General features: G+C 65.2%; 20 protein-coding genes and 1 pseudogene. 13 read left to right on the forward strand and 8 right to left on the reverse strand.

The window, feature by feature from the left end; translation table 11 throughout:
• The 13 genes and pseudogenes from AB4Z51_RS22575 to AB4Z51_RS22635 all read left to right on the forward strand — a co-directional run.
• Positions 1–230, forward strand: a pseudogene (locus AB4Z51_RS22575) (dihydropyrimidinase); the annotation flags it as partial.
• Between the two features lie 16 nt (positions 231–246).
• Complete coding sequence (locus tag AB4Z51_RS22580; protein ID WP_441498001.1) at positions 247–1,221, forward strand: NAD-dependent epimerase/dehydratase family protein; 975 nt, start codon at positions 247–249, stop codon at positions 1,219–1,221.
• A 1-nt stretch (position 1,222) separates the two neighbouring features.
• Entirely contained in the window at positions 1,223–1,972 is a 750-nt protein-coding gene (locus AB4Z51_RS22585) for an SDR family oxidoreductase (RefSeq protein WP_441498002.1), read from the forward strand.
• Positions 1,969–3,405, forward strand: a complete 1,437-nt coding sequence (locus tag AB4Z51_RS22590; protein WP_208085917.1) for an NAD(P)-binding domain-containing protein — start codon at positions 1,969–1,971, stop codon at positions 3,403–3,405. The genes AB4Z51_RS22585 and AB4Z51_RS22590 overlap by 4 nt, the downstream gene beginning before the upstream one ends.
• Positions 3,406–3,512: 107 nt before the next feature.
• The gene (locus tag AB4Z51_RS22595) at positions 3,513–5,132 is read left to right on the forward strand and encodes an ABC transporter substrate-binding protein (RefSeq protein WP_441498003.1); all 1,620 of its coding nucleotides are present in this window, start codon (positions 3,513–3,515) and stop codon (positions 5,130–5,132) included.
• A 28-nt stretch (positions 5,133–5,160) separates the two neighbouring features.
• Positions 5,161–6,195 (forward strand): ABC transporter permease, encoded by a 1,035-nt coding sequence (locus tag AB4Z51_RS22600; RefSeq protein WP_063984406.1) that lies wholly within the window; start codon positions 5,161–5,163, stop codon positions 6,193–6,195.
• A complete protein-coding gene (locus AB4Z51_RS22605) occupies positions 6,192–7,040 on the forward strand; it encodes an ABC transporter permease (protein WP_008131147.1) in 849 nt (282 codons plus the stop codon). The genes AB4Z51_RS22600 and AB4Z51_RS22605 overlap by 4 nt, the downstream gene beginning before the upstream one ends.
• Positions 7,037–8,707, forward strand: a complete 1,671-nt coding sequence (gene nikE / locus AB4Z51_RS22610; RefSeq protein ID WP_441498004.1) for a nickel ABC transporter ATP-binding protein NikE — start codon at positions 7,037–7,039, stop codon at positions 8,705–8,707. Before AB4Z51_RS22605 ends, nikE begins: the two co-directional genes overlap by 4 nt.
• A 141-nt stretch (positions 8,708–8,848) precedes the next feature.
• Positions 8,849–10,453, forward strand: a complete 1,605-nt coding sequence (locus AB4Z51_RS22615; RefSeq protein ID WP_135215853.1) for an ABC transporter substrate-binding protein — start codon at positions 8,849–8,851, stop codon at positions 10,451–10,453.
• 17 nt (positions 10,454–10,470) lie between these two features.
• Positions 10,471–11,412 carry an ABC transporter permease gene (locus AB4Z51_RS22620; protein ID WP_135215852.1) on the forward strand — a complete coding sequence of 314 codons (942 nt, stop codon included), beginning with the start codon at positions 10,471–10,473 and terminating at the stop codon, positions 11,410–11,412.
• Positions 11,409–12,332 (forward strand): ABC transporter permease, encoded by a 924-nt coding sequence (locus AB4Z51_RS22625; protein WP_135215851.1) that lies wholly within the window; start codon positions 11,409–11,411, stop codon positions 12,330–12,332. Before AB4Z51_RS22620 ends, AB4Z51_RS22625 begins: the two co-directional genes overlap by 4 nt.
• Positions 12,333–12,351: 19 nt before the next feature.
• Positions 12,352–13,341, forward strand: a complete 990-nt coding sequence (locus AB4Z51_RS22630) for an ABC transporter ATP-binding protein (RefSeq protein WP_063984401.1) — start codon at positions 12,352–12,354, stop codon at positions 13,339–13,341.
• The gene (locus AB4Z51_RS22635; RefSeq protein WP_135215849.1) at positions 13,338–14,315 is read left to right on the forward strand and encodes an ABC transporter ATP-binding protein; all 978 of its coding nucleotides are present in this window, start codon (positions 13,338–13,340) and stop codon (positions 14,313–14,315) included. Before AB4Z51_RS22630 ends, AB4Z51_RS22635 begins: the two co-directional genes overlap by 4 nt.
• Before the next feature lie 5 nt (positions 14,316–14,320).
• Here AB4Z51_RS22635 and AB4Z51_RS22640 read toward each other — a convergent pair whose 3' ends face one another.
• The 8 genes from AB4Z51_RS22640 to AB4Z51_RS22675 form a co-directional block, all read right to left on the reverse strand.
• A complete protein-coding gene (locus AB4Z51_RS22640; RefSeq protein WP_085403158.1) occupies positions 14,321–14,608 on the reverse strand; it encodes a YciI family protein in 288 nt (95 codons plus the stop codon).
• Between the two features lie 88 nt (positions 14,609–14,696).
• Complete coding sequence (locus AB4Z51_RS22645) at positions 14,697–15,671, reverse strand: sugar ABC transporter substrate-binding protein (protein ID WP_441498005.1); 975 nt, start codon at positions 15,669–15,671, stop codon at positions 14,697–14,699.
• Between the two features lie 42 nt (positions 15,672–15,713).
• Positions 15,714–16,691, reverse strand: a complete 978-nt coding sequence (locus AB4Z51_RS22650; protein ID WP_441498006.1) for an ABC transporter permease — start codon at positions 16,689–16,691, stop codon at positions 15,714–15,716.
• Entirely contained in the window at positions 16,688–17,638 is a 951-nt protein-coding gene (locus AB4Z51_RS22655) for an ABC transporter permease (protein WP_063984397.1), read from the reverse strand. The genes AB4Z51_RS22650 and AB4Z51_RS22655 overlap by 4 nt, the downstream gene beginning before the upstream one ends.
• On the reverse strand, positions 17,631–19,157 hold the full coding sequence (locus tag AB4Z51_RS22660; protein ID WP_135215848.1) for a sugar ABC transporter ATP-binding protein: 1,527 nt from the start codon (positions 19,155–19,157) through the stop codon (positions 17,631–17,633). Before AB4Z51_RS22660 ends, AB4Z51_RS22655 begins: the two co-directional genes overlap by 8 nt.
• On the reverse strand, positions 19,154–20,548 hold the full coding sequence (locus AB4Z51_RS22665; protein WP_135215847.1) for an FAD-linked oxidase C-terminal domain-containing protein: 1,395 nt from the start codon (positions 20,546–20,548) through the stop codon (positions 19,154–19,156). Before AB4Z51_RS22665 ends, AB4Z51_RS22660 begins: the two co-directional genes overlap by 4 nt.
• A 54-nt stretch (positions 20,549–20,602) precedes the next feature.
• Positions 20,603–21,487 carry an intradiol ring-cleavage dioxygenase gene (locus AB4Z51_RS22670; RefSeq protein WP_028155718.1) on the reverse strand — a complete coding sequence of 295 codons (885 nt, stop codon included), beginning with the start codon at positions 21,485–21,487 and terminating at the stop codon, positions 20,603–20,605.
• Positions 21,488–21,501: 14 nt separating this feature from the next.
• Positions 21,502–22,404: an NAD(P)-dependent oxidoreductase gene (locus tag AB4Z51_RS22675; protein WP_441498007.1), complete on the reverse strand. Its 903-nt coding sequence runs from the start codon at positions 22,402–22,404 to the stop codon at positions 21,502–21,504.
• Positions 22,405–22,415 lie beyond the last annotated feature (11 nt).

Below are 22,415 nucleotides of genomic sequence, written 5' to 3' on the forward strand. Positions count from 1 at the left end.
ATGCAATGCACGACCTCGCCGGCTACACGCCGTTCGCGGGCCGCAAGCTGAAGGGCTGGCCGGTTAGCGTTCTCTCGCGCGGCCGGGTGATCATCGACGGCAACAAGTGCCTCGCGGAGGCCGGCAGCGGCAAATTCCTGGCGCGCGGCGGCGGCGAGGCGGCAAAGCCGACGGGGCGGCTCGTCGCCGACATGGATCCGGAGCGGAATTTTGGGGCAAAGCTGCTGTGACGGCAGATCGCGCGCGATGAAGATCGTCATCTTCGGCGGCACCGGCTTTGTCGGCCTCAATCTTGCCGAGGTACTGCTCGCGCGCGGGCATGACGTCACGCTGTATGACCGCGCGGAGTTGCCGCCATCCGCGCGGCGATCGCTTGCTGACTACGGTGCACGGCTCAAAGCCGTGCAGGGGGATATCACCGACGCAGACGCCATCGACGCCCTCATTGCCGCGGGCTGCGATGCGATCGCGCTGGGCGCGGCGGTGACGGCCGGCGATAAACTCGAGCGAGCGTCGACCTCGCGCGTTCTCGAAATTAACGTGATGGCGCAAATCCCCATCCTGCTCGCGGCGATCCGTCATGGCGTTCGCCGTGTCGTCAATCTGTCGTCGGCATCGGCCTATGGCGCATCCGGTGGGCGGGTGGACATTCTGGACGAGGAGACGCCCTGCGATCCCATCTCGTTCTATGCGATCAGCAAGTTCACCTCGGAGCGCTCTGTCGCTCGCCATGCCGAACTCTTTGGCGGCGATTTCCTGAGCGTGCGGTTGACTGCGGTGTTCGGGCCGTGGGAGCGACCCGGTTCAGTGCGCGATACACCGAGCCTCCAGTATCAGATCCTGGCCGCATTCGCTCGCGGTGAGCCGGCGATCATGCCGGGGCCGGGTATGCGAGACTGGACCTACGCGCCGGACGCTGCCGAAGCGGTCGCGATTCTGGTCGAGGCCGAGCGCCCTCGTCACCAGCTGTACAACATTTCGAACGGCGGGGCGTGGCCCGCATTGCAATGGGGCGAGGCGTTCGCGGCGTTGCATCCCGGCCTGGAGTGCCGGCTCGCGGCACCCGGAGAAAAGACCGCCATAAAGCTGCACGGGCCGGCTCGCGCGCCGCTCGCGGTGAACCGGATGGCGGACGAATTCGGCTGGCGCGCGCGGTTCGGCTGTGCCGAGTCCGCCGCGGCGATGAGCGCCTGGTTGACCCAGCACAAGGAGTGGATCTGAGATGCGGCTGCAAGGGCACACGGCCATCATCACGGGAGCAGCTTCGGGCATTGGCCGTGCCAGCGCAAAGCTGTTTGCGGAGGAGGGCGCGCAGCTTGCTTTGGTCGATCGCGATGCCGCCGGCCTCCAGGAGACGCTGAGTCTGGTCGGCGAGGCAACGACGCATGTCGGCGATGTCGGTGACGCCGGTTTCGCGGAGACCGTTGTCAGCGATGTCGTGGCGCGGCTCGGCCGGCTCGATATTCTGATGACCGCGGCGGGCTTCTCCTGCGGTGGCACGGTGCTGACGACGACCCTGGAAGACTGGGACGCGGTGTTCCGCGCCAATGTCGGGGGCACGTGGCTGTGGGCGCGCGCGGCGGTGCCGCAGATGCAGCAGCAGAAGAGCGGCTCGATCATCACGCTGGCGTCGCAGCTTGCGATCGCCGGCGGCAAGGGCAACAGTGCCTATATCGCCGCCAAGGGTGCGATCGTCAGCCTGACGCGCACCATGGCGGTCGATTTCGCGACCGACGGCATCCGTGTCAACGCGATTGCGCCCGGCGCAATCGACACGCCGATGCTGCGCCGCAGCTTTGCCCGCCACGCCAATTCGGACGAGGTGCGCGAAGCCTCCCGCAATCGCCACGCCATGAAGCGGTTCGGTGAGGCGGAAGAGATCGCGCAGACCGCGCTGCATCTCGCCAGTGATGCGTCTTCGTTCACGACCGGCACCGTGATGGTGGTTGACGGAGGCTGGCTCGCGGCATGAGCGACGCGCTGGCAAAGCTTGAAGCGACCGTGCGCGCCGATCTCGCGATGATCGCGCATCCCGGCGCTGCCTGGCTCGAGCCGAAGACGGGGCCGGATGGCAAGCCCGCGCTCGATGTTCTCATCATCGGCGCCGGCCAGTCCGGTATCGCCATCGGCTTCGGCCTGATGCGCTCGCGCGTCAGCAACATCCTGCTGCTCGACAAGGCCGAGGAGGGGAAGGAGGGCCCGTGGCTCAGCTATGCCCGCATGCCGACGCTGCGCAGCCCGAAAGATTACACTGGCCCGGACCTCGATATTCCCAGCCTGACCTATCAGTCCTGGCACGAAGCCCGTTTCGGCAAGGAGAGCTGGCAGGAGCTGAATCTGATCCTGAGAGAGCATTGGGCGGACTATCTGCTCTGGCTGCGACGCACGATCGGTCTGCCCGTGCGCAACGGCTGCGAACTTCTGGAGATTGCGCCTGCGTCAGGCGGTCTGCTCGCCGCGCGTGTGAGACGCGCCGATGGCGTCGGGACGCTCTATGCCCGCAAGATCGTGCTGGCGACGGGGCAGGAGGGCATGGGCGACTGGATGATTCCCGAGCCCCTGCGCGATCTGCCGGCAGATTCGGTCGCAACTGTTGCCGACGACATCGACTTCGAAAGCCTGCGCGGCAAGCGCGTCGCGGTGATCGGCGCCGGCGCGTCCGCCTTCGACAATGCAGCGACCGCGCTGGAGGCAGGCGCGGCGGAGGTGCATCTGCTCTGCCGCCGCGCTCAGATCCAGGTGATCCAGCCCTATCGCTGGCTCACCTTTCGCGGCTTCCTGCGCCATCTCAGCGATCTCGACGATGCCTGGCGCTGGCGCTTCATGCGCAAAATCCTCGAAATGCGCGAGGGATTTCCGCAGCCGACTTACGACCGCTGCGCGCGTCACGCCAATTTCACACTGCACGAAGGCGCGCCGGTCGAGGGCACCAGGCAAACCGATGGCGGTGTCGAATTGCACACGCCACGCGGCGCCATCACCGCGGATTTCGTCATTTGCGGCACCGGCATCGACATGAACTTCGCCGGCCGCGGCGAGCTCGCCAAATTTGCCGGCAATATCGCGACCTGGGCCGATCGCTATCAGCCGCCTTCGAGCGAGCACAACGCGCGGCTCGGCCGCTTTCCCTATCTCGCTGACGATTACGCCTTCACCGAGCGTGCGTCAGGCGAGACGCCGTGGATCTCCGACATCCATCTGTTCGCCATTGCCTCCACCATGAGTTTTGGTCCGTCGGGATCGTCGATCAATGCGATGACGACCGCCATTCCCAAGCTGGTCAATGGCCTGACGCGCGGCTTGTTTCGCGCCGATGTTGAACGCCACTGGGCTTCGCTCAGCGCCTACGACGTGCCGCAGGCCGTGGTTGCGCGGCCCGCGCGAACAATGGAGGAATCGCGATGATCATCCATGCACCGCCGCGACGAAGCGCCTCTGCGGGATTGGCGCGCAACTTGCTTCTTTCTTGACCTGCCTTGCTGGCGTTCTTGCCGAAATTTTGGGGAAAACGAATGCGTTTTGTGTCTTTCAGGCCCGCGGCCTCAGTCCTCGCCACCACTGCGCTGTTGCTCATTGCCACCGCGCCTTCGAAGGCACAGACCAGGGCGGAGACGTTGCGCTACGTCACGGGATCAGCGGTCAACACGCTCGATCCCAACATCCCCGGATCGACGCGCGAATCCTTCGCGCTGAGCATGAGCACCTACGATCGGCTGGTGGCGTTCGGCCGCAAGCAGCTCAACGGCAAATGGGTGTTCGATCTCGACACGATCACCGGCGAGCTCGCCGAATCCTACGATGTCAGCCCCGATGGACTGAAGCTGACCTTCCGCCTGCGCAAGGACGCCAAGTTCCAGGATGGCTCGCCCGTCACGGCCGAGGACGTGAAATGGTCGCTCGATCGCTGCGTCACCGCGCCGATCCTCGGCAAGGCCCAGCTCCTGACGGGTTCGTTGACGTCGGCGGACCAGTTCAAGGTGATCGATCCCCTCACCATCGAGGTGACGCTGCCGAAACCCGACAAGCTCGCGCTGCCCAATCTCGCCACCGTCTATCCCCTGATCATCAACTCGAAGGTGGCAAAAGAGCACGCGACGCCGGATGATCCCTGGGCCACCGCATGGCTGAAGGAGCACACCGCCGGCAGCGGTGCTTATGTGGTCGAGACCTTCAAGCCGGGCGAGCAGGTCATCCTCAAGCGCGACGAGACCTGGAACCGCGGTTCGGCCAACAAGCCCGCATTCTTCAAGCGCGTGATTATTCAGTCCGTGCCGGAGCCGGCGACCCGCGCCAATCTCGTCGAGCGCGGCGATGCCGACCTCGTCGTCGATCTCCAGGCCAGCGACGTGCAGTCGCTCGAGGCCAAGGGCAAGCTCAAGGTGGTCTCGACCCCGCAGTACAATGCGATCACCTATGTCTCGATGAACAACCAGATGCCGCCCTTCGACAACGTCAATGTCCGCCGTGCCATCGCTTACGCGCTGCCCTATGACGACATGTTCAAGGCCGCCCTGTTCGGCCGCGGCGCGCCGCTGTTCGGCGCGACCTGGCCGGACGGCAAGCCGCTGAACGGCATCTATCCTTTCCAGCAGCCCGTGAAGGTCGACCTCGACAAGGCAAGGGAATATCTCAAGGCGGCCGGGCTCCCCGAGGGTTTCTCGACTACCTTCAGCTTCAACGTCGGCCAGTCCTCGACCGCGGAGCCGATGGCCGCGCTGGTGAAGGAGTCACTCGGCAAGATCGGGATCAAGGTCGACATCCAGAAGCTGCCGGACGCGCAGATGTCCACGCAGATCAACGAGAAGAAGCTTCCCTTCTACACCGAGGGCATCGTAGCGTGGCTGCCGTCGACCGATTATTTCTACCGCAACTTCTACACCGGCAATCAGCGCTGGAATTACGGCTCGATCAACAACCCGGATCTTGCCGCAATCGCGCAGGAGGCGCGTTTCGAGCCGGACAAGGCCAAGTATGAGGACGCCGGCCGCAAGCTCAACGCGATGCATGTCGATCTGATGCCGCAGATCATGCTGTGGCAGCCGAACCAGGATGCGGTGATGGCGTCGTCGGTCGAAGGCTACACCTACGAGTTCCACCGCCAGGTCGACTATCGCGACGTCAGCCGCAAGTGACATCGGACAACGAGAGGAGCTCTCAGAGGTGACGACCGGTCTTGGTGCAACCATGGTGCGGGCGGGCAGGCGGCTTCTGTCGTCGCTGCCGGCGCTGTTCGGTGTGCTGGTGTTCACCTTTCTGCTGATGCGCGTGCTGCCCGGTGACCCCGCGGTGTTCTTCGCCTCGGGGCCGAATGCCGGCAAGGAGGAGATCGAGCAGATCCGCAAGCAGATGGGGCTCGACAGGTCGGTGCCGGAGCAGCTCGTGTTCTATCTCTCTGACATCGGCCACGGCAATCTCGGCCGCTCCATGATGACGGGACAGCCGGTGCTGAAGGACCTGCGCGAACGGCTGCCGGCTTCGCTGGAGCTCACCTTCACGGCGCTCCTGATCGCGCTGATCGCGGCGGTACCGCTCGGCGTTGTCGCAGCCTTGAAGCCCGGCTCGATCGTCGATCACGGCGTGCGGCTGTTCTGCGCGCTCGGCGTCTGCGTGCCGACTTTCGTCTCGGGCCTGCTGTTGATCTATGTCTTCTACTACCTGCTCGGGCTCGCGCCTGATCCGACCGGGCGGATCGACGTGTTCACTTCGCTGCCGCCGCAACGGACCGGGTTCCTGTCGATCGATTTCCTGCTGGCGGGAGATATCGAGGGCTGGTGGGCGGCCTGCAAGCAGTTGATTCTGCCGGCGGTGAGCATGGCGCTGTTCGTGATCGCGCCGCTGGCGCGGATCACGCGGGCCTCGATGCTGGTCTCGCTCGGCAGCGATTTCGTCCGCACCGCGCGCTCGGTCGGATTGTCCTGGCACAAGGTGGTCGTCACTTATGCGCTGCGGAACGCGATCCTGCCCGTCATCACCATCGCCGGCATCGTGTTCTCGACCATGCTGGGCGCCAATGTCCTGGTGGAGAAGGTGTTCTCCTGGCCGGGCGTCGCTTCCTACGCGCTCGATGCGCTCTTATCCTCCGACTATGCGCCGGTGCAGGGTTTCGTGCTGCTGATGGCCAGCCTGTTCGTGCTGGTCAATCTCGTGGTCGACATCTGCTACGGCATCGCCGATCCCAGGGTGTCAATCGAATGACCAGCGCAACTCTCCGCCATTCGGTCTGGATTCTGCGCGGCAATCCGCTCACCGCCGTTGCCGCGGCCGGCGTTGCGCTGTTCGTCCTGATTGCGATCTTCGGGCCTTGGATCGTGCCCTATGATCCCGTGGTCTCCAATGTCTCGGAGGCGCTTTTGCCGCCGAGCGCGGCCCATCTCGCCGGCACCGACCAGCTCGGCCGCGATGTGTTCAGCCGCCTCATCATCGCCGCGCGCCTCGATCTTGCCATTGCGGTTTCCGCGGTCGGCATCTCCTTCGTGATCGGCGCCGTCGTCGGCGCGTTCTGCGGCTATGCCGGCGGCAAGCTCGACCGTGGCGTCGGCCGCTTCGTCGATGTGATGATGGCCTTTCCGCTGTTCGTGCTGGCGATGGCGATGGTTGCCGCCCTGGGCAACCGGATTGAGAACATCGTGATCGCGACTGCGATCATCAATCTTCCGTTCTACATCCGCTTCGCACGCGCCGAGGTCAACGTTCGCCGCAATGTCGGCTGGGTTGAAGCCGCGCGCGCCTGCGGCGAGAGCCATTTCTCGGTGGTGCTGCGCTTCCTGCTGCCGAACATCCTGCCGGCGATGGCGGTGCAGATCTCGCTCAATCTCGGCTGGGCCATTCTCAATGCCGCCGGCCTGTCCTTCATCGGTCTCGGCGTCAAGCCGCCGACGCCGGAATGGGGCATCATGGTCGCGGAAGGGGCACGCTTCATCTCGACCGGGCGATGGTGGCTGGTGGCGTTTCCGGGCCTTGCGCTGATGATGGCCGTGCTGTGCTTCAATCTTCTCGGTGACGGGATGCGGGACATTCTCGACCCGCGGATGCGCACATGAGCGAGGAGCTGCTAGGGATCAACGACCTCCACGTCTCGTTCTCGACGCGGCGTGGCATGGTCGAGGCCGTGCGCGGCGTGACGCTCTCGGTCGAGAAGGGCGAGATGCTCGGCCTCGTCGGCGAGAGCGGCTCGGGCAAGTCGGTCACCGGCTTCGCGACCACGCGGCTGCTCGATGCGGCCGGGCGCGTCACCGGCGGCAAGATCCTGTTTCGCGGGCAGGACGTCACAAAACTCAGGGGCGATGATCTTCGTCAGCTCCAGGGCGCCGCGATGTCGATGATCTTCCAGAATCCGCGGGCCGCGCTCAACCCGATCCGCGCGATCGGCCTGCAGATCGCGGATGCGATCCTCACGCATAAGAAGATATCGAAGGACGCCGCAGGCGCCGAGGCGCTCGAGCTGCTGCGCGCTGTCCAGATCCGCGACCCCGAGACGCGGATGAACGCCTATCCGCATGAGCTGTCCGGCGGCATGTGCCAGCGCGTGATGATCGCGATCGCGATTTCCTGCAATCCCGCGCTGCTGATCGCCGACGAGCCGACCACCGGCCTCGACGTCACGACCCAGAAGGTGGTGATGGATCTGCTCGCAGAAATTGCCGCCGCGCGCGGCATGGCGACGATCCTGATCACGCACGATCTCGGTCTCGCGGCGCGCTATTGCCGCCGCATCGCCGTGATGGAGCGCGGCCGCATCGTCGAGGAAGCGAGCCCCAAAAAGCTCTTCAGCGCACCGCAGCACGCCTATACCCGCCGCCTCGTTGCGGCATCGCCGACCGCGACGTCGCGGATCGAGGATCTCGTGACGGAGGAGGAGCGGGAACGGCATGCGACGATCGTCAGCAAGCCAAGGCAGGAGCTCCCGCACGGGACGCCACCGCTCCTCGAGGTGCGCAAGCTCGCCAAGCGTTTTGACCAGGGCTCCGCGGCGGTCGCGGATTTCTCGATGACGATGGCCGGCGGCGAGAGCGTCGGGCTCGTTGGCGAGTCCGGCTCCGGCAAGAGCACGACGTCGCGGATGATCTGCCGTCTTATCGATCCGAGCGAAGGCGATATCGTGTTCGACGGGCAGTCGATCGGCCACGTCGCCTCGCGCGACTTTCACCGTTCGCCCTTGCGCAAAGACATCCAGATGGTCTTCCAGGACCCGAACGAGAGCCTCAACCCGCGCTTCACGGCGTTCGACTGCATCGCCCATCCCTTGATGCGGCTCGACGGCATGCGTACGGGCGATGCGCTGCGCAAGCGGGTGGAGGAGTGCGCCGAGCGGGTGGGCTTGCCGCTCGATCTGCTGCCGCGCTTTCCGCACCAGCTCTCCGGCGGCCAGAAGGCCCGCGTCGGCATCGCCCGCGCCATCGCCTGCCGGCCGCGGCTCCTGGTGCTGGACGAGCCGACCGCCGCGCTCGACGTTTCGGTGCAGGCGGTGGTGCTGCAACTGCTCGACCGTTTGCGCCGCGAGAACGACATCGCGCTGCTGTTCGTCAGCCACGATCTCAATGTTGTGCGTATGCTCTGCGACCGCACCATCGTGCTGCGCAATGGCGGCATCGTGGAGCAGGGGGAGAGCCGGGCGCTGTTCGACAATCCCAAGACCGACTACACGCGCAAGCTGGTCGAGGCGATTCCGCATATCGAGACCGGACCGGCACTGGCGGCCGCGCTTTGACGCCTGAACCGGTCGTAATCCAGATGAGATCCCGCTGGCGAAGGCCCGGTTAGTGGCATACCATTTGCACGCCAATGGGTTCTGGTTTCACCTGCCTTTGGCCAACGATGGCCGGCATCACGGCACTACTGGGAGGATTTCATGGATCGCAGGACCGTATTGAAGGGACTGGCCGGCGCGGGCGGTCTGGCATTGTCGGGCGGCCTCTCGGCCCCGGCGATCGCACAAGGCGCCTCTGCGCGCACCCTGCGCTTCGTGCCGCAAGCCAACCTCGCCAATTTCGATCCCATCTGGGGCACGCAATATGTCGTGCGCAACGCGGCGGCGCTGGTCTGGGACACGCTCTACGGCGTCGATGCCAAGCTCCAGCCGCAGCGTCAAATGGTCGAGTCCGAGGAGACCACCGACGACGGCAAGACCTGGACCTTCAAGCTGCGCGCGGGTCTCAAGTTCCATGACGGCGAGCCGGTGCTGAGCAAGGACGTTGTCGCGAGCCTGTCGCGCTGGGCCGCGCGCGATCCAATGGGTCTGATGATCCTCGCTATCCAGCAGGAATTGACTCCGGTCGACGACCGCACCTTCAAATGGGTCCTGAAGCAGCCTTTCCCGAAAATGTTGTACGCGCTGGCCAAGAACAACGCGCCGTGCTCCTTCATCATGCCCGAGCGCATCGCGAAGACCGATCCGTTCAAGCAGATCACCGAATATGTCGGCTCGGGTCCGATGAAGTTCGCCAAGAGCGAATGGGTGCCCGGCGCCAAGTCGGTGTTCGAGAAGTTCACCGATTACGTGCCGCGACAGGAGAAGGCGTCGTGGCTTGCCGGCGGCAAGAACATCCTGGTCGATCGCGTCGAGTGGCTGGTGATGCCGGATCCGGCCACCGCTGCGGCCGCCTTGCAGAACGGTGAGGTCGACTGGTGGGAGAACCCGATCTCCGATCTCGTGCCCGTGCTGAAGAAGAACAAGAACATCAGCGTCGATATCGGCGATCCCCTCGGCAATATCGGCTCATTCCGGATGAACCATCTGCACCCACCCTTCAACAATGTGAAGGCGCGGCGCGCGGTGCTGATGGCGTTGAGCCAGGAAGACTATATGCGTGCGCTGGTCGGCGACGACGATACGTTGTGGAAGCCGCTGCCCGGCTTTTTTACGCCGGACACACCGCTCTACTCCGAGTTGGGCGGCGAGATCCTGAAAGGAAAGCGCGATTTGGATGCGGCCAAGAAGCTGCTCGCCGAGAGCGGCTATTCCGGCCAGCCGGTCACATGCGTGGTCGCGCAGGACCAGTCGATCACGAAGGCGCAGGGCGACGTCACCGCGGATCTGCTCAAGAAGCTCGGCATGAATGTCGATTTCGTCGCGACCGATTGGGGCACGGTGGGCGCGCGCCGCGCGATGAAGACACCGCCGGGGCAAGGCGGCTGGAATATGTTCCACAGCTGGCACGCCGGCGCCGATTGCATCAATCCGGCCGCCTACACCGCCATCCGCGCCAATGGCGACAAGGCCTGGTTCGGCTGGCCCAACAGCCCGAATACCGAGAAGGAGATCACGGCCTGGTTCGACGCCAAGAATCTCGAGGAAGAGAAGGCCGCGATCGGGCAGGTCAACAAGGCGGCGCTCGAGGATGTCGTCTACGCGCCGACCGGCTTCTTCCTGACCTACACGGCATGGCGCAAGAACGTCTCCGGCATCACCAAGGGGCCGCTGCCGTTCTTCTGGAACGTGTCGAAATCCGCATGATGGTACGCTGAAGCCAGATGCTCTCTTACATCCTCCGTCGCATCGTCTCGACCTTGCCGGTGATGGCAATCGTCGCGCTGTTCGTGTTCAGCCTGCTCTACATCGCGCCGGGTGATCCCGCCGTGGTGATCGCAGGCGATCAGGCGAGCCCGGAGGATGTGGAGCGCATTCGCCAGGGCCTCGGCCTCGACCGGCCCTTCCTGATCCAGTTCGGCAGCTGGGTCTGGCGCATCCTGCACGGCGATCTCGGCACCTCGATCTTCACCAACCTTCCGGTCTCCGCGATGATCGGACAGCGTCTCGGACCGACGCTGTCGCTGATGACCGTCACGTTGCTGCTCACTATCGTGGTCGCCGTGCCGCTCGGCGTGGTGGCGGCATGGAAGGCTGGCAGCTTCATCGACCGCGCCATCATGGCGTTCGCCGTGTTCGGCTTCTCGCTGCCCGTGTTCGTCGTCGGCTATGTCCTTGCCTACATCTTCGCGCTGGAGCTCGAATGGCTTCCCGTGCAGGGCTACACGCCGCTCACGGAGGGCTTCTGGCCGTGGCTGCAAAACCTGATCCTGCCGTCGATCGCGCTGGGCTGCGTCTACATCGCGCTGATCGCGCGCATCACGCGTGCCACCATGCTTGAAGTCTTGCAGCAGGACTATATCCGCACCGCGCGCGCCAAGGGCCTCGGGCAGGGCGGCATCCTCTTCGTTCACGCGCTGAAGAATGCCGCGGTCCCGATCGTGACCGTGATCGGGATCGGCATCGCGCTCCTGATCGGCGGGGCGGTCGTCACGGAAAGCGTGTTCGCGATCCCCGGCCTCGGCCGACTCACGATCGACGCGATCCTGCGCCGCGACTATCCCGTCATCCAGGGCATCGTGCTCCTCTTCAGCTTCGTCTACGTCCTCGTCAATCTGATGATCGACGTCATCTATACGCTCGTTGACCCGAGGATCCGCTATTGACCGATACGACCGTCAATCCGCAAGCGCTGCCGGCGGGCTTCGTTCTCGCGCCGCAACTGCCTGAAATCCTGCGGCCGGTTAGGATCCGGCGCGGCTTCATCGGCCTCTTGCGTGGCCATCCCACGGTCGCGATCGGCGGCGCGCTGCTGCTGACGCTCGTTCTGATCGCGATCTTCGCGCCCTATCTCGGGACGGTCGATCCGACGGCACTTGCGCCCGCCAAGCGCACCCGCGCGCCGTCCGCCGCGTTCTGGTTTGGCTCCGACGTGCTGGGCCGCGACATCTATTCGCGCGTGCTCTTTGGCGCGCGGGTCTCGCTCACGGTCGGCCTGTCGGTTGCGATCCTCGCATCCGCGGCGGGCCTCGCCATCGGCATCGTCTCCGGCTTCATCCGCTGGGCCGACGGCATCTTGATGCGCTTCATGGACGGCCTGATGTCGATCCCGCCGATCCTGCTTGCGATCGCACTGATGGCGCTGACGCGCGGCAGCGTCGGCAACGTCATCCTGGCCATCACCATCGCCGAGATCCCGCGGGTTTCCCGTCTTGTCCGTAGCGTGGTGCTGTCGCTGCGCGAGCAGCCCTATGTGGACGCCGCGGTCGCCTGCGGCACGCGGACGCCGATGATCATCCTGCGCCACATCCTGCCCAACACGCTGGCGCCGATGCTGGTTCAGGCGACTTACATCTGCGCCAGCGCCATGATCACGGAGGCGATCCTGTCCTTCATCGGGGCGGGCACGCCGCCCACCATTCCGTCCTGGGGCAACATCATGGCCGAGGGCCGCGCGCTGTGGCAGGTCAAGCCCTACATCGTGTTCTTCCCGGCGGCGTTCCTCTCCGTCACCGTGCTCGCCGTGAACCTGCTCGGCGACGGCCTTCGCGATGCGCTCGATCCGCGCATGGCCAAGAGCCTCTGATGTCGAGGGGTTGATCGCGATGGCCTTGCTCGAAGTCGAGAACCTCCAGACCCACTTTCGCACGCCCGGCGGCATCAACCGCGCGGTCGACGGCGTGTCCTTTCATGTCAACGAAGGCGAGACGCTCGCCATCGTCGGCGAATCCGGCTGCGGCAAGTCGGTGACCTCGATGTCGCTGATGCGGCTGATTCCGGAGCCGCCGGGCAGGATCGCAGGCGCTGTCCGCTTTGCGGGCAGGGACCTGCTGCAACTGTCCGATCGCGAGATGCGTGCCATTCGCGGCAACGACATCTCGATGATCTTTCAGGAGCCGATGACGAGCCTCAACCCGGTTCTGACGGTCGGCCGCCAGATCCGCGAGACGCTGATGATCCATCAGGGCCTGGACAAGCAGGCGGCCGAGGCGCATGCGATCGAGATGCTGACGCTGGTCGGCATTCCCGAGCCCAAGCGGCGCGTGCGCGAATATCCGCATCAGCTTTCCGGCGGCATGCGCCAGCGGGTGATGATCGCGATCGCGCTGGCCTGCAATCCGAAGCTCCTGATCGCGGACGAGCCGACCACGGCGCTCGACGTGACCATCCAGGCGCAGATCCTGAAGCTGATGCTTGATCTCAAGCGCCGGGTCGGTGCGGCGATCATCCTGATCACCCACGATCTCGGCGTGGTCGCCGAGATCGCCGAACGTGTCATGGTGATGTATGCCGGCCGCAAGGTCGAGGAGGCGCCGGTGGCCGAGCTGTTCCGCTCACCCCGTCATCCCTATACGCAGGGCCTGCTCGGCGCGGTGCCGCGGCTCGGCTCCTCGCTAACAGGCACGGCGAGGCGGCTGGCCGAAATCCCGGGGCAGGTGCCTGATCTGCGCAAGCCCATCATCGGCTGCGTCTTCGCCGGCCGCTGCGCGCTCGCGACCGATCTTTGCCGCCAATATGCGCCGGGGCTCGAAGAGAAGGCGCCTCGCCACGTCGCCGCCTGCCACTATTCCGCCAAGGGGGCCATCGCGGCATGAGTCCTCCGCTGCTCCAGGTCAACGACCTCAAGAAGCATTTTCCGGTCAAAAAGGGCCTGTTCGGCCGCAAGTCCGAATATGTCTATGCCGTCGACGGTGTGTCCTTCGAGATCGCGAAAGGCGAAACGCTGTCGCTGGTCGGCGAGTCCGGCTGCGGCAAGTCGACGGTCGGCCGCGCCATCCTGCGGCTGTTCGACATCACGGCGGGCCAGGTGATCCTCGACGGCCAGCGCATCGACGACGCGCATCCGAGCACGATGCGCCAGATGCGCCGCCGCGTGCAGGTGGTGTTCCAGGATCCGTTCTCGAGCCTCAATCCGCGCATGCGCGTGCGCGACATCCTGGCCGAGCCGATCCGCAATTTCGGCCTCGCCAAATCCGCCACCGATCTCGAAACCCGCGTGACGGCACTGATGGATACCGTGCGGCTGCCGCGCGAGGCGCTCAACCGCCGGCCGCACGAATTCTCCGGCGGCCAGCGTCAGCGCATCGGCATCGCGCGGGCGCTCGCAGCCGAGCCCGAGCTGATCGTCTGCGACGAGGCGGTCTCCGCGCTCGACGTCTCGGTCAAGGCGCAGATCGTCAATCTCTTGCAGGACCTCCAGCGCGAGTTCGGCCTGGCGCTGCTGTTCATCAGCCATGACCTCGCGATCGTCGAGCACATGACCCATCGTGTCGCGGTGATGTATCTCGGCAAGATCGTCGAGGTGGCGCCGCGCCGCGAGATCTTTGCCGCGCCAAGGCATCCCTATACCAAGGCGCTGCTCTCCGCGGTCCCGCTGCCCGAGCCCGGCGCCCAGCGCAATCCCATCATCCTCAAGGGGGACGTGCCGAGCCCGGTCAACCCGCCGAGCGGGTGCCGCTTCCACACCCGTTGCCCATACGTCTTCGATCGCTGCCGCACGGAGGAGCCGACGCTGCGTTCGACCGGACCCGAGCAATGGGTGGCCTGTCACCTCGAAGAGGCGCCGTAGGCCCTTCAGCCCTGGCGGCGCAGGAAGCCTGTGATCGTGACTTTCTCCCAGATGCCGGCTGCGGCGAAGGGATCGGCGCGGTTGAAGGCTTCGACCTCGGCGCGGCCGGGCGCTTCGATTAGGAACAGGCTGCCGATCATGGTCGCGCCGTCGTCGGAGACCAGCGGCCCAGACATCACGATCTTGACGCCGAAGCGCGATGTGTCGCTCAGAAAGGCCTTGTGGGCGTCGTAATTGGCGAGCCGGGTCGGCAGCGCGCCGGCGCGGTCGAGGGCGTGAATKGCGAACAGCATGATGTCTCCGTTGACGTGTCGGTTTTCTTGTGACGATTCTTGGGACGGCCGCGAAGGCGGCCGTCCGTGCTTGTGATGAGCGGTTGGGCTATTTGGCGCCGAGCTTGCCGGCGTCCTCGAAGGTCGGGCAGGTCCGTTGCTCCAGCGGTACGTCGAACGGCTGGTAATTGTCCTTGGTGATGACGGTCGGCTTCAGCACGATCTCGGAAATGACAGGCTGGTTGCGCAAGCTGCGGATCGCCATCATGGTGCCGAGACACCCTTGCGCAAATCCGTTGTAGTCGCCGCTGGCGAGCAGCTTGCCGGACTTGATCGCGTCGATCGCCTCCTTGGTGCCGTTGATGCCGATCACCTGGGCCTTGCGGTTCGCGCCGTCGAGCGCCTCGATCGCGCCGACCGCCATGGCGTCGTTGGCCGCCAGCACGGCTTCGATCTGCGGGTTCGACTGCATCAGGTTCTCCATGACCTGGAGCGCCTGCAGCCGCTGGTAGTTGCCGGGCTGCGAGGCCAGCAGCTTGGCGCCCGAATTCTCCTTCAGCGCGTCGTTGAAGCCGCGGACGCGATCGACATTGGTCAGCGAGCCCTTGACGCCCTCGATGATGACGATGTTGCCCTTGCCGCCCAGCGTCTTGAGCAGGAAGCGCGCGGTTTCGAGTCCGAGGCTGTAATCGTCGGCGCCGACGAAGGAGAGGAACTTGCCGCCGGCGGAGCGGTCGGTGATGTTGACGACGGGGATTTTCGCCTCGTTGATCTTCTCGACGCCCGGCACCATCGCCTTGTAGTCGACCGGCGTGAACACGATCGCGCTCGGCTTCTTCACCACGACGTCCTCGATTTGGCTGAGCTGCTCGGGGATCGAGTCCGGCTTGGTCGGGATGTACTGCAGCGTCTTCGCGTTCAGCGCTTTCGCCATGTTGTCGGCACCGACCCGCACCGTCTGAAAGAACGGATTGGTCTGGTTCTTGGTGAACACGGCGATGGTCTCGCCGTCGGCGCGCGCCTGTGTCGTGAACGCGGCCGCCATCAGCAGCGGCAGCGCCAAATAACCCATTTTCTGTTTCATGTAGCCTCCATCCCTCATTTTGCTTGTTGGATTTCTAAGAGCTCATTGCGCGCGGCGGCGGGTCTTCATGTCGAGCCAGACCGCGAGAATGACGATGATGCCGGTGACGAGCGGCTGCCAGTTGGCGCTGAGCGACAACAGGTTCATGCCGTTCAGCACCAGCGTCAGGATCAGCGCGCCGATGAAGGTTCCGAACACGGTGCCGACACCGCCGAACAGCGAGGTGCCGCCGATCAGGACGGCTGCGATCGCGGGCAGCGTCAGGCTTTCGCCGATGTCGGCTTCGGCGGAATTGAGCCGCGACAGGAAGATGATCGAGGCCAGTCCTGCCATGGTGCCGGATACCGCATAGACCAGCAGCAGGCGGCGCGCGACCGGGATGCCGGAGAGGCGGGCGGCGACCGGATTGGCGCCGATCGCATAGATCTCCTGGCCCCAGATCGTTCGCTGCGCAAACAGCGTCCCGATTCCAAGGAACACCAGCAGCAGGTAGACCGGGATCGGCAGGCCGAACAGATAGCCGCTGCCGATCTGGCGGAAGCCTGCCGGGAAGCCGTGCAGGGTTTCGCCCGCCATGTACCAGTAGGTGAGGCCGTTCAGCACCCAGAGCATGCCATAGGTGGCGATGAAGGAGGGGATGCGCAGAGCGGTGACCATGATGCCGTTGAGCAGGCCAACGATGCCGCCGCAGGCGAGCCCGGTGAGGATGCCGAGCGCCGGCGAACCGGTCTTGTGGATCACGGTGCCGGCGATGCAGGCCGACAGCGCGACATTGGCGCCGACGGAGAGATCGAGGCCGGCGGTGAGCACCACCAGCGTCAGGCCTGAGGCGATGAAGAAGGTCAGGCTCGCTTGTCTCAGCACGTTGAGGATGTTGCCGAGGCTCAGGAACGAGTCGCTGAGCACGGCAAGCACCGCGCAGATCAGCAGAGCTGCGAGCAGGCGGTAGAACACCTGGATTGCGTCCTGCGACAGGAACGAGCGGGGCGGCGAGAGGGCCTCTTTGGAGATGTCGGTCATGCGCGGCTCCGGAGGCCGTCGAGGAAGAGAGCGACGATGACGAGGACGCCGACGCTTGCGACCTGCACCGAGGAGGGCATCGAGATCAGGTTGAGCCCATTGCGAAGCACGCCGACCGCGATCACGCCGAGCAACGTGCCGAGCAGCCAGCCATTGCCGCGCTCGAACGAGGTACCGCCGACCGCGACCGCGGCGATGGCGTCGAATTCGAGACCGAGGCCGGCGGTCGGATGGCCGGAATTCATGCGCGCGGTCATCAGCAGGCCGGCAATGCCGGCCATGGCGCCGCCGATCGCGTAGACCGCGATCAGCAGCTTGTTCGGCGAGAGGCCGGCATAGCGCAGCGCCTCGCGGTTGCCGCCAAGCGCGAAGATGTAGGTGCCGAAGCGGGTATGGTAGAGCAGTCCGTGGAAGGCAGCATAGGTCACCAGCGCCATCACGATGGGCACTGGCACGCCCAGAAGCGTCGCCGAATAGATGTCGCGCACGCTGTGGGGAATGCCGACCACGCTCTGGCCGTCGCTGACGATCAGCGACAGGCCTTGTGCCATGCCGAGCGTGCCGAGCGTCGCGACGAAGGGCGGAATGCCGACGATGGCGACCAGCCAGCCGTTGGCGAAGCCGAAGGCCGCGCCGACGAGAAGCCCGGCGCCGAGGCCCAGCAGCATCGACTTGGTCGCGAGCGACACGATGGCGACGCAGAGCGAGGTCAGCGTCAGCACCGCGCCCATCGACAGGTCCAGCCCCTCGGTCATGATGATCAAGGTCATCGGCAGCGCCAGCATGGTCAGGATGGTCGACTGCACCAGTACGTTGGAGAGGTTGGCGACCGACAGGAATCCGGGCGCGATCGCGCTGAACAGGGCGATCAGCAGCACCAAGACGATGGCAACGCCGGGAATGCGTTGCAGCGGATTGGGTTGAGAGACGACCGCGGCTTCACGCATGATGCATCCCCAGTCGCACGATGTTCTCCTCGGTCAGTTCGTTGCGCTTCAGGTGCCCCGCGATGCGACCCTCCCGCATCACATAGGCACGGTCGCAGACATGGCAGATCTCGACCTGCTCGGACGAGATCATCAAGGCCGCCGCGCCTTCGGCGACCAGCCGGTCGATCAGCGCAAAGATCTCGGACTTGGCGCCGATGTCGATGCCGCGCGTCGGCTCGTCGAAGATGAAGAGCTTTGAGCCGGCCGCCAGCCATTTGCCGATCACGACCTTCTGCTGGTTGCCGCCCGAGAGCAGGCCGACAATCTGGCGCGCGCTTGGCGTTGCGATGCGGAGCTGCCGGATCAGGCCGTCGGAGGTGCGCTGCGCGCTGCGCTGGTCGAACAGGCCGCTCGGGAACAGTTTTCGCAGCGCGGACACCACCAGATTGTCGCTCACCGACCGCAGCAGGGCGAGGCCCTCGCTCTTGCGGCTCTCCGGGATCAGCGCGATGCCGCGGCGGGCGGCAAGATCAGGCTCGCCGGAGATGGCCTTGCCGTCGAAAATGATCTCGCCTGACGTCACGGCATCGGCGCCGAAGATGGCACGGGCGACCTCGCTGCGGCCGGAACCGACCAGGCCGCACAGGCCGACGATCTCGCCCCGGCGCACCTCGATGTTGATATCGGAGATACCGGTCGACGAGCTCAAGCCCTTGACCTCGAGCAGCAGTTCGCCGGGCTTGTCGGCAAAATTGCGCGGGTAGGTCATGTCCACGTTGCGGCCGACCATCATGCGGACGAGCTGGTCCGGCGTGACGTCGGCGGGGCGAACGCCGTCGATGCGGCGGCCGTCGCGCATCACCGTGATGCGGTCGCCGAGCGCGAACACCTCGGCCATGCGATGCGAGATATAGACGATGGACACGCCGTCGGCCTTCAGCCGCGCGATCAGGGCGAACAGCAGCTCGGTCTCGCGGTCGGACAGCGCCGCCGTCGGCTCGTCCATGACCAGGATGCGCGCGTTCTGGCTGATCGCCTTCGCGATCTCGACCATCTGCTGCTGCGCCACCCCCAGCTTGTCGACGGTGGTGGAGGGATCGATCTCGAACCCGATCGTGCCGAGCACGCGCCTGGCGTCGGCCAGAATCTTGCGGCGGTCGATGGTACCGGGAATGCGGCCCTTCGGCTCGCGGCCGAGGAAGATGTTCTGGGCGATATCGAGATGGGGGACCAGCGAGAATTCCTGGAAGATCACGGCGATGCCGAGCTTCTGCGCATCCGCGGTCGAAGAGATCGCGACCTTGTCGCCCTTGTAATAGAACTCGCCGGCATCAGCACGGTAGGCTCCGCACAGCACCTTCATCAGGCTCGACTTGCCGGCGCCGTTCTCCCCCAACAGCATATGGACTTCGCCGGGGAAGACGGCAAAGGAAACATCATCCAGCGCCTTGACGCCGGGAAACTCCTTGCTGATGCCGCGCAGCTCCAGCAGAGGCGCGGGTGAGGCGGGCTCGATAGCCAATGCGGCGCTGCTCATGCGTGCACTCCGCTCGCAAAAATCTTTCCGGGATTCATCAGTCCATCAGGATCGAGCGCGGTCTTGATCGATCGCATCACGTCGACGGCCTCGCCGAGCTCATCGGTGAGATATTCGATCTTGCCGAGCCCGATGCCGTGCTCGCCGGTGCAGGTGCCGTCCATCGCGATGGCGCGGGCGACCATGCGGGCCTGAAGCGCCTTGGCGCCCTCGGCCTCATCCGGCTTTGCCGGGTCGATCAGGATCAGCATGTGGAAATTGCCGTCGCCGACATGGCCGACGATCGGGGCGGTAAAACCGTGCTCGTCCGCGTCGCGCCTGGTCTCGGTCAGGCATTCCGCCAGCCGCGAGATGGGGACGCAGACATCGGTGATCACGGCGCGTGCGCCGGGCCGCAGGCCCAGGCCCGCATAGAGCGTGTTGTCGCGGGCGTGCCAGAGCCGGCTGCGGTCCTCCTGCGCCTTCGCCCAGGCAAAACCATGGCCGCCGTGGTCGGCGGCGATGGCTTGCGCGGCCTCGGCCTGCTCGGCAACGGAGCTCTCCGAGCCGTGGAATTCGAAGAACAGGGTGGGGGCCTCGCGATAGCCGAGCTTTGCGTAGGCGTTGATGCCGCGCATCATGACGTCGTCGAGCAGCTCGATGCGGGCCACGGGGATCGCGGACTGGATCACGGAGATCGCAGTGTCCACGGCATCGTGCAGGGTGTCGAAGCTGCAGACAGCGGCCGAGATCGCCTGCGGAACCGGGTGCACTTTCAAGGTGACTTCGGTGATGACGCCAAGCGTGCCTTCCGCGCCGACGAACATCCGCGTCAGGTCATAGCCGGCGGCCGATTTGCGTGCGCGCCTTGCGGTCCGGATCACGCGGCCGTCGGCCAGCACCACCTCCAGCGCCATGACGTTGTCCTTCATGGTGCCGTAGCGCACCGCCATGGTGCCGGAGGCACGCGTGGACGTCATGCCGCCGATCGAGGCGTCGGCGCCGGGGTCGATCGGAAAGAAAAGTCCGGTGCCGCGCAGCTCCGCATTGAGCTGCTTTCGCGTGATGCCGGGCTGCACGACGACGTCCATGTCGCTGTCATGCACCGTCAGCACCTTGTTCATCCGGGCGAAGTCGAAGCAGACGCCACCCGCGACCGCGGCCGCATTGCCTTCGAGCGAGGTGCCCGCGCCGAACGGAACGATTGGCATGCCCGCACTGGCGCAGAGCTTGACGATCTCGGCGACCTCCTGCGTGGTTTCAGGGAAGACGACGATGTCCGGCGGCAAATTGCGATAATGCGATTCGCTCTGCCCGTGCTGATCGAGCACGCCGCGCGCGACGCTCGCGCGCGGGCCGATCATGCCGGTGAGGCGATCGGCCAATATGCTCGTGCTGACCCGCGGTCCCATCCTTAGCTCCCGTCTGCTCCCTGTTGCCGGACTCTTGTTGGTCCTTCGTCTAGCCTAGGCGGCTCTCGCGTTACTCGCGACCTGCTTCAGGCCGAAATCGTAATTGAGGTGGAAATAGTCGCGCTCCACCATGCGACCATCCGGCGCACGGCCAGCAGGATGACCAGTGAATTCGCGGATCAGGCTGTCCTTGACGCCGAACACCACGTCAGAGTCGAGATATTTGTCGCCGGCGACGAACACATGGGTCACCAGCTGCTCGAAACCGGGCGCCGAGATCATGAAATGGACATGGGCGGGACGCCAGGGATGGCGGCCCTGGACCTCCAACATCTCGCCGACAGGGCCGTCATGCGGGATCGGATACGCCGCCGGCTTGATCGACCAGAAATGGAAGCGGCCATTGGCGTCGGTATGGAAGCGCGCGCGCATCGCGAGATCGCCGATGTCGTCGAGCTGCTGCACGTCGTAATAGCCGTCATCGTCGGAATGCCAGACATCGACGATGGCGCCCGCGAGCGGTTGTCCGTCGACGGTCGAGACCGAGCCGGTGACGAGCATGGGATCGCCTTCCATCGGCCCCGAGATATCCGCGCCGCTGTCCTTCTCCGGCGCGGCCTGGACGAAGAACGGGCCGAGCACCGTCGTCTCGGTCGCGCCTTCCGGCACCGGATGGTTGATCGCGTCGACCAGCATGGAGACGCCGAGCGTGTCGGACAGCAGGATGAACTCCTGGCGCTTGTCGTCGCACATGTGCCCGGTGCGGGTCAGGAAATCGATGCCGTATTCCCATTCCTTCTGGGTCGGGCGGACCTCGCGGACGAAGGCATGAAGGTGGCGCACCAGCGCTTCGCTGACCTCTTTGATGCGTGGATCGGTCGCGTCCTTGATCCGCTCCAGCACCGCGTCCGTGATCGTGGTCTCGTTGAAGTTACGCATAGGTGTCTCCGCGATCAGAGTTTGGGTTCGCCAAGCCCGGACAGACGTTCCAGGTGCTTGACGGTCGCGATGAAGTCGGTGTCGCCGTCGCCCTGCGCGACCAGCGAGCCATAGGTCTCACGCACCTGCGCGGCGAGCTGCAGCGGCACGCCCACGGCGTGGCCGGCGCCGAGGATGAGATCGAGATCCTTGGCCATCTGCTTGCACGAGAAAGTCGACTCGAAATCGCGTGTCCGCAGCGGTGCGGTCTTGTACTTCACCATCGGCGAGGCCACCGCGCTATCGTCGAGCACCTTCAAAATGTCCTGCCAGGCGATGCCGCCCTTGCGCGCCAGTGCCAGGCTCTCGGCCATCATCGCGGCCGACACCGCGATCATCAGATTGACCGAGAGCTTTGCGTAGCGCGCTTCCTCGGCCGGCCCGAGATAGGTCTGGGCGCGGGTGAAGGCGGCGAACAACGACTTGGCGTTGTCGAAGGCATCCTTCGGCCCGGAGACGAAGCAGGTCAGGGCGCCGGTATGAACGATGCTGGCGTTGCCGGAGACCGGCGAACGCAGATAGGCAATGCCGCGGGCTTGATCCGCGGCCGCAACTTCAGTGGAGGCCTCGACGCTCACGGTGCTGGTCTCGATCAGAACAGATCCAGCCGCCATCGCGGCGATCAGACCAGCGGGGCCGAGCAGCGCGCCGCGCAAGGCGGCGTCATCGGGCAGGGACGTGATGACCGTGGCCTTTCCGCTCACGGCCTCGGCCGGCGAAGCCGCAATCGAAATGCCTTGCGCACGCGCCTCGTTGATCCGGGCTGCGCTCTGATCGAATGCGGTCACGGCGTAGCCGGCCTTGGCGACGAGCGCCGACATCGGCAGGCCCATCTTGCCGATCCCGATGAAAGCGACATTCCTTGAAGCGTCGGTCATTGATCTCATCC

The organism is Bradyrhizobium sp. 2TAF36, from assembly GCF_052114925.1.
In the GTDB taxonomy this organism is placed as follows: Bacteria; Pseudomonadota; Alphaproteobacteria; order Rhizobiales; family Xanthobacteraceae; genus Bradyrhizobium; species Bradyrhizobium barranii.

Coding starts and splice junctions, on each gene's coding strand:
- AB4Z51_RS22645 (WP_441498005.1), bottom strand. CDS start 15,671: ATGAAACAGAAAATGGGTTATTTGGCGCTGCCGCTGCTGATGGCGGCC.
- AB4Z51_RS22630 (WP_063984401.1), top strand. CDS start 12,352: ATGGCCTTGCTCGAAGTCGAGAACCTCCAGACCCACTTTCGCACGCCC.
- AB4Z51_RS22590 (WP_208085917.1), top strand. CDS start 1,969: ATGAGCGACGCGCTGGCAAAGCTTGAAGCGACCGTGCGCGCCGATCTC.
- AB4Z51_RS22605 (WP_008131147.1), top strand. CDS start 6,192: ATGACCAGCGCAACTCTCCGCCATTCGGTCTGGATTCTGCGCGGCAAT.
- AB4Z51_RS22655 (WP_063984397.1), bottom strand. CDS start 17,638: ATGCGTGAAGCCGCGGTCGTCTCTCAACCCAATCCGCTGCAACGCATT.
- AB4Z51_RS22585 (WP_441498002.1), top strand. CDS start 1,223: ATGCGGCTGCAAGGGCACACGGCCATCATCACGGGAGCAGCTTCGGGC.
- AB4Z51_RS22635 (WP_135215849.1), top strand. CDS start 13,338: ATGAGTCCTCCGCTGCTCCAGGTCAACGACCTCAAGAAGCATTTTCCG.
- AB4Z51_RS22595 (WP_441498003.1), top strand. CDS start 3,513: ATGCGTTTTGTGTCTTTCAGGCCCGCGGCCTCAGTCCTCGCCACCACT.
- AB4Z51_RS22650 (WP_441498006.1), bottom strand. CDS start 16,691: ATGACCGACATCTCCAAAGAGGCCCTCTCGCCGCCCCGCTCGTTCCTG.
- AB4Z51_RS22620 (WP_135215852.1), top strand. CDS start 10,471: ATGCTCTCTTACATCCTCCGTCGCATCGTCTCGACCTTGCCGGTGATG.
- AB4Z51_RS22615 (WP_135215853.1), top strand. CDS start 8,849: ATGGATCGCAGGACCGTATTGAAGGGACTGGCCGGCGCGGGCGGTCTG.
- AB4Z51_RS22665 (WP_135215847.1), bottom strand. CDS start 20,548: ATGGGACCGCGGGTCAGCACGAGCATATTGGCCGATCGCCTCACCGGC.
- AB4Z51_RS22675 (WP_441498007.1), bottom strand. CDS start 22,404: ATGACCGACGCTTCAAGGAATGTCGCTTTCATCGGGATCGGCAAGATG.
- nikE (WP_441498004.1), top strand. CDS start 7,037: ATGAGCGAGGAGCTGCTAGGGATCAACGACCTCCACGTCTCGTTCTCG.
- AB4Z51_RS22580 (WP_441498001.1), top strand. CDS start 247: ATGAAGATCGTCATCTTCGGCGGCACCGGCTTTGTCGGCCTCAATCTT.
- AB4Z51_RS22670 (WP_028155718.1), bottom strand. CDS start 21,487: ATGCGTAACTTCAACGAGACCACGATCACGGACGCGGTGCTGGAGCGG.
- AB4Z51_RS22660 (WP_135215848.1), bottom strand. CDS start 19,157: ATGAGCAGCGCCGCATTGGCTATCGAGCCCGCCTCACCCGCGCCTCTG.